Source organism: Yersinia sp. 2542 StPb PI (genome assembly GCF_048593855.1).
GTDB classification, from domain to species: Bacteria; Pseudomonadota; Gammaproteobacteria; order Enterobacterales; family Enterobacteriaceae; genus Yersinia; species Yersinia enterocolitica_E.
Genome location: NZ_JAZGQA010000160.1, coordinates 1 through 9,960 on the forward strand (window position 1 = coordinate 1; position 9,960 = coordinate 9,960).

Consider the following 9,960-nt stretch of genomic DNA (forward strand, 5'->3'; position numbering starts at 1 on the left):
TAATATCTGTTATAATTAAAACACAACATAAATAAGCGAAAATTCGATAATTAAACTTAACCTGTAACAAGGTGAATAGCCGAATTATCAAGGTAGTTTGCTGTTAAAAATTTGGCGAAATAACCAAACCGAGACTAATTAGATAGAGAATCAGTTACCTACGATTTGGATAAAAATAAAACGGGAATAACTATGATCACTGATTTACTGCTACGAATAGCCCTTGCCGGATTGCTGGGTGGGTTAATAGGTATTGAACGTCAATTGCGGTCAAAAGAAGCAGGATTGCGCACTCATATCCTGGTTGGCATCGGCAGTGCCATGTTTATGATTGTTTCAAAATACGGTTTCGAGGATTTACTGACACTAGAACACGTCAGTTTTGACCCTAGTCGAGTCGCAGCACAGGTTGTCAGCGGCATGGGGTTCCTGGGGGCCGGGACGATTATGATTCAAAAGCAGATGGTTAAAGGCCTAACAACCGCAGCCGGTATGTGGGTAACAGCGGCTATCGGCCTGGTGATTGGTAGCGGCCTGTATGAAATTGGCATCTATGGCACGCTGATGACACTGGTGGTACTGGAGATCTTCCGCCAATTGAGTAATCGCCTGCTTGGCCAGCACCATTATGTCTCGATCAAACTGTTACCCGAGAGTGTGCCACTTATTCTGGTCGCACTGCAAAAACTGCGACTGCGGCCAATTAACCTGTCAGTGGTACAAAAACGTGAAGAGAAGAATGCCGGTTGTGAACTGACCATGGAAGTGACCTTGTCACCTAGAAAAAGTCTCGATCAGTTTTATGAGACGTTATTGGCTATTGATGGCATACATCAATTAGACATTAAATAGTTGAAAAGGACGTTGTCCTACGTTTCAGTGACACCGACCCTCACCCATTAGCGTGTTATCCCGCCCCACCACGATAACGCGCTAATAGATGAGTTCCGCCTGTATCCTACAGGCGTGATTAATGCATGGGTGTCTTAGACAGCAGATTAATCACCATAACCCCCGCAATGATTAGCGTCATCCCGGCAATGGCTGCCCAATCAAGTTTTTGTTGGTACATAAAGGTAGCGGCGATCGACACCAAAACAATACCCAACCCTGACCAGATGGCATAAGCGATACCCAATGGCATGGTTTTAACCACCTGCGAAAGCCCCCAAAATGCAACACCGTAGCCAATAACCACCACAATTGAGGGTACCAATCGGGTAAACCCATCAGATGCTTTCAGCATCGTAGTCGCCACTACTTCGGCAACAATTGCCATCATTAAATACATGAAACCGCTCATCATCATTTTCTCATTTCAGTATTGGGTCAACATTATGCCCGTCCCATATTAAATGTTCATTAAATCTAATTCAGTTTCACAATTATTTTACAAAAGCACCCATAGGTATTGCTTCGCCAAGCGATATCTGAGCAGCGCAATAAATAGTTTTCTAATTGTAATAATTATTATCCGAATAACATCTATATAAGCTTTGCCAGCGTTACTGGCTTATTTTCTGCATTTTAACTGAAAGCATTTAGCCCCCCAGCCACACAAATTCGATAACTGACAAAAATGCACTCTGCTAGAATTTCAGTATTAGTTCAAATAATTCGTTAACCGTCAGAGGCACCCATTACTACTTTGGTCTCTGCGTGACAAGCAATGTGAAGGTATAAATTAATGATTACTACTGACGGTAACAGTGCAGTAGCTTCTGTGGCCTATCGCGCCAGCGAAGTTATTGCTATCTACCCTATTACACCCAGTTCTACCATGGCAGAGCTTGCTGATGCATGGTCAGGTGATGGTAAAGTCAATATTTGGGGAGACGTTCCCCGCGTGGTTGAAATGCAGTCAGAAGGCGGCGCCATTGCCACTGTGCATGGCGCACTACAAACTGGCGCGCTGTCGACCTCCTTTACCTCTTCGCAGGGATTGCTGTTGATGATCCCCACGTTGTATAAGTTAGCGGGTGAACTGACCCCTTTCGTACTGCATGTTGCAGCCCGAACCATTGCGACTCATGCCTTATCCATTTTTGGTGATCACTCCGATGTTATGGCCGTGCGCCAGACCGGTTGTGCCATGCTGTGCGCCAGCAGTGTGCAAGAAGCGCAGGATTTCGCCCTGATTTCACAGGTAGCGACGCTCAATAGTCGCATTCCATTTATTCATTTCTTTGATGGTTTCCGCACCTCACATGAAATCAATAAAATTGTGCCACTCGATGATGACACGCTACGCCAATTATTGCCGCAAAAAGGGATAGATGGCCACCGCAGCCGAGCGCTGTCACCGGAGAGTCCGGTTGTGCGCGGTACCTCTGCCAACCCTGATACCTATTTCCAGTCGCGCGAAGCGACCAACCCTTGGTATAACAACACCTATCAGCATGTTGCTGATGCCATGGCCGCTTTTGCCGAGGCCACTGGGCGCGAATATAAACCATTTGAATATTACGGCCACCCACAGGCGGAGCGTGTCATTATCTTAATGGGTTCCGCTATCGGCACCTGCGAAGAAGTGATCGATACTTTGTTGACGCGCGGCGAAAAAGTCGGCGTGCTTAAAGTGCGTCTATTCCGCCCTTTCTCTGCAGCGCAGCTGTTGAGTGTCTTACCCCAATCAGTAATAAAAGTGGCCGTGTTGGATCGCACCAAAGAACCGGGTGCACTGGCCGAGCCACTCTATCTTGATGTGATGACCGCATTGGCTGAAGCCTATAGCCGTGGCGAACGCGCCACATTACCGAAAGTGATTGGTGGTCGTTATGGTTTGTCTTCCAAGGAGTTTGGCCCTGATTGTGCTCTCGCTATTTTCAAAGAGTTGACATTAGATCTGCCTCGTCCACGTTTCACCGTAGGGATTTTTGATGATGTTACTGGCCTGTCATTACCATTGACTGATGAAAAGATAGAACAACGCGCCACACTGGAGGCGCTGTTCTATGGCCTGGGCAGTGATGGTTCGGTCTCTGCCACGAAAAACAACATCAAGATAATCGGCAACAGTACCTCACTGTATGCACAGGGTTATTTTGTTTATGACTCGAAAAAAGCGGGTGGCCTGACGGTCTCGCACTTGCGCGTCAGTGAAACGCCGATCAATTCCGCCTATCTGGTCAGCCACGCCGATTTTGTCGGTTGCCACCAGTTGCAGTTTATTGATATTTACCAAATGGCCGAACGGCTGAAACCGGGTGGTATCTTCCTGATTAATACCCCATTCAGTGCAGACGAAATGTGGTCTCGCCTACCACAAGAAGTGCAAGCCGTATTACACCAGCGCAATGCACGGCTGTTTGTGATCAATGCAGCCAAAATTGCCCGTGAATGCAAACTGGGCGCTCGTATTAATACCGTGATGCAGATGGCGTTCTTCCATCTGACACAGATTTTACCCACTGCGATGGCGCAACAGCAGTTGCGGGCCGCGATTGATGGTAGCTACAGCAATAAAGGGCCAGAAATTGTCACGCGCAACTGGCAGGCGCTGGATGCCACCCTTGATGCACTGATTGAAATCCCGCTACAACCGATTAATGAAAACAGCCCGATGCGGCCACCGATCGTCTCCGATCAGGCACCTGATTTCGTCAAAACAGTTACCGCAACCATGTTGGCTGGTTTGGGTGACGCGCTGCCGGTGTCGGCCTTCCCGCCTGATGGAACCTGGCCGGTGGGTACGACCCAGTGGGAAAAACGCAATATTGCAGAAAATATTCCTATCTGGCAGCCCGATCTCTGTACCCAGTGCAACCACTGCGTTGCCGCCTGCCCGCACTCAGCAATCCGTGCCAAAGTGGTACCGCCAGAGGCTATGTCTGGTGCACCTGACAGCTTGCAGTCACTCGATGTCAAAGCCCGTGATATGCGTGGGCAGAAGTATGTGTTACAAGTTGCGCCGGAAGATTGCACCGGATGTAACCTGTGCTATGAAGTCTGTCCGGCCAAAGATCGCCAGAATCCTGAAATCAAAGCCATCAACATGCAACCACGGCTGGAGCACCTGGTGGAAGAAAAAACGCACTATGACTTCTTCCTCAAATTGCCGGAAATCGATAAAACCCAAATGGAACGTATTGATATCCGTACGTCACAATTGATTTCCCCGCTGTTTGAATACTCTGGAGCCTGTTCGGGTTGTGGCGAAACACCGTATATTAAGCTGTTGACCCAGTTATATGGCGATCGTCTGTTAATTGCCAACGCCACCGGTTGCTCATCAATCTATGGCGGCAATCTACCTACCACGCCTTATACCACCAACGCCGATGGCCGTGGTCCGGCATGGGCTAACTCACTGTTCGAAGATAATGCCGAGTTCGGTCTGGGCTTCCGCCTCACCGTCGATCAGCATCGTCAGCGGGTAACCCGCCTAATCAACCAACTGGCACCACAGTTGCCGCAAGAGCTGGTCGATCAGTTAATGCTTCAGGATGCCACGCCAGAAGTACGCCGTGAGCAAGTCTCTCAATTGCGTCAGCTATTGCGTGACATCCCAGGCAATGATGCTCAACAATTGGCAACGGATGCGGATTATTTAGTCGATAAATCCATCTGGTTGATTGGTGGCGATGGCTGGGCATATGACATTGGTTTTGGTGGACTTGACCATGTATTGAGCCTAACAGAAAACGTCAATGTGCTGGTGCTCGATACCCAGTGTTACTCCAACACCGGCGGCCAGCAATCTAAAGCGACCCCGCTCGGGGCGGTCACTAAATTTGGTGAGCATGGCAAACGTAAGGCGCGCAAAGACTTAGGCGTCAGTATGATGATGTATGGCCATGTCTATGTTGCGCAGATTTCGCTGGGAGCGCAGCTCAATCAGACGGTAAAAGCCATTCAAGAAGCGGAAGCCTATCCTGGCCCATCGCTGATTATCGCTTACAGTCCGTGTGAGGAGCATGGTTATGATTTGGCCTACAGCCATGATCAAATGAAGCAATTAACCGCCACCGGTTTCTGGCCGCTATACCGCTTTGACCCACGCCGCACTGACGAAGGCAAAGCGGCCTTGGCATTGGACTCCCGCCCACCAGGCAGTGACCTGACCACCACACTGCTGAATGAGCAACGTTTCCGCCGACTCAATACCCAAGAGCCGGAGGTGGCGGCACAGTTGTACGCGGCGGCGGAGAAAGACTTGAAAAAACGCTACGACTTCCTGAGCTTACTGGCAGGGAAAACAGAAAAAACCGCCTCTGAGGGATAAGTTCACTCAGTATCAACATCGTTTATCAGCAGGATAACAACGCCTCATTCGGGGCGTTGTACTGCGGTTTTGATTCTGGGGGCACCCTATTCTATTGTTTTTCTCGTACTGAGTATTCCCCCATAAATCAATGGGGGAATAGCAGAATGGGTCAAAGGTGATATTACCGCGTTAACTTAATAGATAAATAAAATCAGAGATTGGTTACATCTATATACAGGGCGTTATTGATATTGGTAGAAGAAACCGTTGCTTCACTAAACGCGTACTCTTCCCTATCCCCTTCACGATCTAACGGCAGGTTGACGAAATCAAAAAGGTTACGGTCAGCTAACTGGCTTGGGCTTACGTTTTGTATTGACTTAAATACACTCTCAACCCGGCCCGGATCTTTTTTATCCCATTCGCTTAGCATGGTTTTAATCGCCTGACGTTGCAAATTCTCCTGCGAACCACACAGGTTACATGGAATTATTGGAAAAGTTTTATACTCAGAATACTTAATCAGGTCTTTCTCGCGGCAATATGCCAGCGGCCTGATAACAATATTACGTCCATCGTCAGAACGTAATTTTGGCGGCATCGCTTTCATGCGTGCACCATGGAAAATATTCAAAAATAGCGTTTCAACAATGTCATCCATATGGTGACCGAGCGCGATTTTTGTAGCGCCAATCTTCTCCGCAAATGAATACAATGTTCCTCTGCGTAGACGAGAACATAGCCCGCAGGTTGTTTTACCTTCAGGTATTTTCTCTTTAACAACCGAATAAGTATCTTTATCCACAATATAATAAGGGATATTAAGGCTTTCAAGATACTCAGGCAGAATATGTTCAGGAAAACCGGGTTGTTTTTGGTCTAAATTTACCGCAATAACATCGAACTTGATCGGCGCAACCTTTTGTAGGCCGAGCAGGATGTCCAACATTGCAAACGAGTCCTTCCCACCACTCATGCATGCCATTACAACGTCATTATCTTCGATCATGTTGTAATCGGTGATAGCATTGCCGACATTTCTCCGAATGCGCTTCTGGAGTTTATTGAACTCAAGGGTTTCTTTTCTTGTATCTTCTTGATTCATAAATACTTATCAGGTCTCTAATAACGTTCAGAGCGACTAATTCCGAGTGAAAAAGTAAAGCGTTATTATACGTAAGTTTATGCATCCATGAAACAGTAGAAATTGCAGCGACCCTGAGCAGGTTGAAAGGAATTAAATATCTGGCTAAAAATGCATAAAAAAAATGCCGATGTTGAGACAACATCGGCATCGTAACAATTATGTGCTATGCAGTAATTCAAAATAAAAGTATTACAAATATGGAGCGCAACGCCCATCGCTTGACGTTGCATTCACCTGCACAGTGATAATGCCTGAGTCATTACCATCAAATCTTGATGTGGCTCAATTTTGCAGTGATTAACCCTATCTCTGGCACACTCTTTTACACGCCTGCCGCTTCATTATTAGAGCCATTTACTGCGCTTTAACCACCAGGCAACACCTAATACCAAAGCCACCAACATCATGCAAAAAGTTGCAAAACCAAAAGAGTCGGTGTTACCGGGGATCCCACCAAGGTTGACCCCAAACAAACCGGTCAAAAAGGTCGTCGGTAAAAAGACCATTGCCAAAAGCGACATGGTATAGGTCCGCCGGTTCATCGCATCAGCCATTAATGAACTAATTTCATCAGACAGCACTGCCGTGCGGGCGATGCTTGAATCTAAATCCTCTAATCCACGGCCCAGACGTTCTGAGATTTCCTGCATTCGACGCCGATCATCATCATTCATCCAGGGCAAACGCTCACTAGCTAATCGAGAGAATACATCGCGCTGTGGTGCCATATAGCGGCGTAACACAATTAGCTGCTTGCGTAATAATGCCATTTGCCCACGCTGGGGGATTTTTTGCTCCAGTAAATCATCTTCAAGATCGATAATTTTGTCGTGTAAGTCTTCGATAAACTCACTGGTATGGTCGGTCAGGCCATCGACAATCTCCACCAGCCAATTACCACTGTCTGTCGGGCCGGTGCCGCTTTGTAAATCATTTAATACATCATCGATGGAGTAAACCTTACGATGGCGAGTTGAGACGATCAATTTATCCGTGATATAGACCCTAATCGTCACTAACTGATCGGGACGGGCATCGGTGTTAAAGTTAATACCACGCAAGGTTATCATCGTGCCATCACCCAGCCGGGTGACCTTAGGACGCACACTCTCCCCCGCCAGGCCATCACGGACCACCTCTGGCAGTAATGGTGTATTTTGCAGCCAGGCTGCACTTTGCGGATAGGTATAATCCAGATGCAACCAGCAAGGCTGCCCCGCGGTGGCGACGGCATCAACACTTATTGACGTCACCCCCCCTTTACCATCGAGTTGATAGGCATAAACCGCATCAGAGACTTGAAGTGCTTTCCCTTCGACTACATCCACAACAACATCCTCTATTTCGTAATTTATCATGCAATTAGCTCAGTGTAGCGCTAGCCACCCGATCTTTAAAGGTGGTGAACCAGGATAGCTCGCCGCAGCCATAACAGAACCGTCTGACACTAACAAAACGCAATGTTAAATGTAGTAAAATAATCTAAACATAAAGTGACCAGATAGATTTAATTATCTCATCACCACTGAGAGCAAATTAAAAAAATAGAAAAAGCCGCCAATTAATACTGGCGGCCTAACTGTCAGAAATACACCGACTTTAGTGTTTGATGATATACATCGTCTGACTGTATGCCACATCCTCAGGGTTAGTGATTGGATAACCTTTCACCCACGGCTTAATTAAACGACCATTGGTAAATTGATATATAGGTGCGATAGGTACTTGCTCGGCAATAATCTGTTCAGCTTTATTATAATCATCACTCAGTGCTTTAGCATTGGTCTGTTTACCCGCTTCATTGAGTAACTTATCATAATCTACACTATTAAATTTGGCGATATTTCCGCTGTGTGTGGATGTCAGCAGTGACAGGAAGGTAGACGGCTCATTATAGTCACCGACCCATGACGCACGAACCACATCAAAATTACCGGTGTTACGGCTGTCAATATATGTCTTCCATTCCTGGTTAATCATTTTGACATCCACACCCAATGTTTTCTTCCACATAGAAGCAATGGCAATGGCTAATTTCTGATTATTATCAGAGGTATTATACAAGAGGGATAATGTTAACGGCTTATCAGGACCATAGCCCGCAGCATGCAGCAATGCTTTGGCTTGTGCGTTCAATTCATCCTGATCTTGCTGCTGCAATAAATTTGCAACCGGATGGTAGCCGGCAGTAACATCAGGCGTAAAGTGATAAGCTGGCTTCTCTCCAGTACCTAATACTTTTTCAGCAATGATTTTACGATCTATCGCATAAGACAATGCTTTACGTACGCGAATATCATTGGTTGGTGCACGTTGCGTATTAAAGGCGTAATAATAGGTTCCTAGCTGATCAGGCGTATAAACCTGGTCAGGAATATCTTTTAGCAACTTCTGATATAAATTTTTCGGAAATGATTCTGTAATATCAATATCACCCGCACGATAACGTTTAGTGGCATTTGCTTCCTGATTAATTGGAATAAACGTTACTTTGGTCAGCACCGTATGCGCATGGTCCCAATAGTGTTCATTTGGTACCAATACCAATTTTTCATTGACGACTCTATCTTGTAATTTAAATGCGCCGTTGCCTACCAGATTACCGACTTTGGTCCAATCATTACCATATTGTTCAACAACAGACTGGGGAACCGGGAATAAACTGAAATTTGCTGTCAGACTTGGGAAATAAGGTACCGGTTTACTGAGTTTGACTTTTAAGGTGTGATTATTAATAGCACTCACCCCTAGCGTGTCGGGTGACATTTTCCCTGAAATAATTTGCTGTGCATTCTCCATCCCCGCTAATTCAGCGAACCAGGCAAAAGGAGATAAACTTTTAGGGTCAACTAATCGACGCCAGCTGTAAACAAAGTCCTGTGCAGTGACCGGTGAGCCGTTAGACCATTTAGCGTCTTTACGTAAGGTAAATATATAGGTTTGGTTATCTGTTGTTTGCCAGCTTAATGCCACTCCGGGAATTATTTGGCCCTGAGCATCCTGATTCACTAAGCCTTCAAACAGGTCACGCGCGACCTGAGCCTCGATTAGCCCCACGGCTTTCATCGGATCAAGGGAGGCTGGCTCATCTTTAATATGACGAACGATTTCTTGTTTTTCTGCCAATACGGTACCCGCAGGAACATCAGCAGCATTTGCTGCGCCCAACGCGGTGCCCACTAATGCGGCACACAATGCATAACGGAAATAGCGCATAATCGATAACCTTATCGTTGTTGTCCATGTCAGCGAAAGCAGCCCCTGACTGCTCATAACGTTAACTACTCACAGCGCGTACCAACATATTCTATGCAGGCAATATTTAGCCATGACCTTGGGGTTACTGTGTGTGTAAATTTAACCCATCATTATTTCTGGATCTATTTATTTAAAGTAAATCAAACAGTAAAGCGTCAACATCAACTCAACACGTTGTCGATATAAACTAGCAGATTAAACCCTATACTGACGATGATAAAATATAGCTCACCACGGCAACATCAAAAGTAAACTGCATTCAACAATACAATCAGCTCCTCCGCCAACGGACAGACATTTAACTCGGCTTTTGCCGGGATTAACACCGGGCTAAACCTCGGCTCATGGT

The 9,960-nt window shown here is 46.3% G+C and carries 6 protein-coding genes; 2 read left to right on the forward strand and 4 right to left on the reverse strand.

Annotated elements, in window-relative coordinates:
* The first annotated feature begins 192 nt into the window (after positions 1-192).
* A complete protein-coding gene (locus V1952_RS16635; protein ID WP_420075148.1) occupies positions 193-852 on the forward strand; it encodes an MgtC/SapB family protein in 660 nt (219 codons plus the stop codon).
* 118 nt (positions 853-970) lie between these two features.
* Here V1952_RS16635 and V1952_RS16640 read toward each other — a convergent pair whose 3' ends face one another.
* Entirely contained in the window at positions 971-1,303 is a 333-nt protein-coding gene (locus tag V1952_RS16640) for a DMT family transporter (protein ID WP_372559906.1), read from the reverse strand.
* Positions 1,304-1,687: 384 nt separating this feature from the next.
* Here V1952_RS16640 and nifJ point away from each other — a divergent pair, with 384 nt between their 5' ends.
* A complete protein-coding gene (nifJ, locus tag V1952_RS16645; RefSeq protein WP_420075149.1) occupies positions 1,688-5,224 on the forward strand; it encodes a pyruvate:ferredoxin (flavodoxin) oxidoreductase in 3,537 nt (1,178 codons plus the stop codon).
* A 193-nt stretch (positions 5,225-5,417) separates the two neighbouring features.
* Here nifJ and ttcA read toward each other — a convergent pair whose 3' ends face one another.
* The 3 genes from ttcA to V1952_RS16660 form a co-directional block, all read right to left on the reverse strand.
* On the reverse strand, positions 5,418-6,311 hold the full coding sequence (gene ttcA, locus V1952_RS16650) for a tRNA 2-thiocytidine(32) synthetase TtcA (protein ID WP_372559085.1): 894 nt from the start codon (positions 6,309-6,311) through the stop codon (positions 5,418-5,420).
* 386 nt (positions 6,312-6,697) lie between these two features.
* Complete coding sequence (gene zntB, locus V1952_RS16655; RefSeq protein ID WP_372559086.1) at positions 6,698-7,681, reverse strand: zinc transporter ZntB; 984 nt, start codon at positions 7,679-7,681, stop codon at positions 6,698-6,700.
* A 271-nt stretch (positions 7,682-7,952) separates the two neighbouring features.
* Complete coding sequence (locus tag V1952_RS16660; RefSeq protein ID WP_083158778.1) at positions 7,953-9,569, reverse strand: peptide ABC transporter substrate-binding protein; 1,617 nt, start codon at positions 9,567-9,569, stop codon at positions 7,953-7,955.
* Positions 9,570-9,960: the final 391 nt, after the last annotated feature.

Coding starts and splice junctions, on each gene's coding strand:
- ttcA (WP_372559085.1), bottom strand. CDS start 6,311: ATGAATCAAGAAGATACAAGAAAAGAAACCCTTGAGTTCAATAAACTC.
- V1952_RS16660 (WP_083158778.1), bottom strand. CDS start 9,569: ATGCGCTATTTCCGTTATGCATTGTGTGCCGCATTAGTGGGCACCGCG.
- V1952_RS16640 (WP_372559906.1), bottom strand. CDS start 1,303: ATGAGCGGTTTCATGTATTTAATGATGGCAATTGTTGCCGAAGTAGTG.
- nifJ (WP_420075149.1), top strand. CDS start 1,688: ATGATTACTACTGACGGTAACAGTGCAGTAGCTTCTGTGGCCTATCGC.
- V1952_RS16635 (WP_420075148.1), top strand. CDS start 193: ATGATCACTGATTTACTGCTACGAATAGCCCTTGCCGGATTGCTGGGT.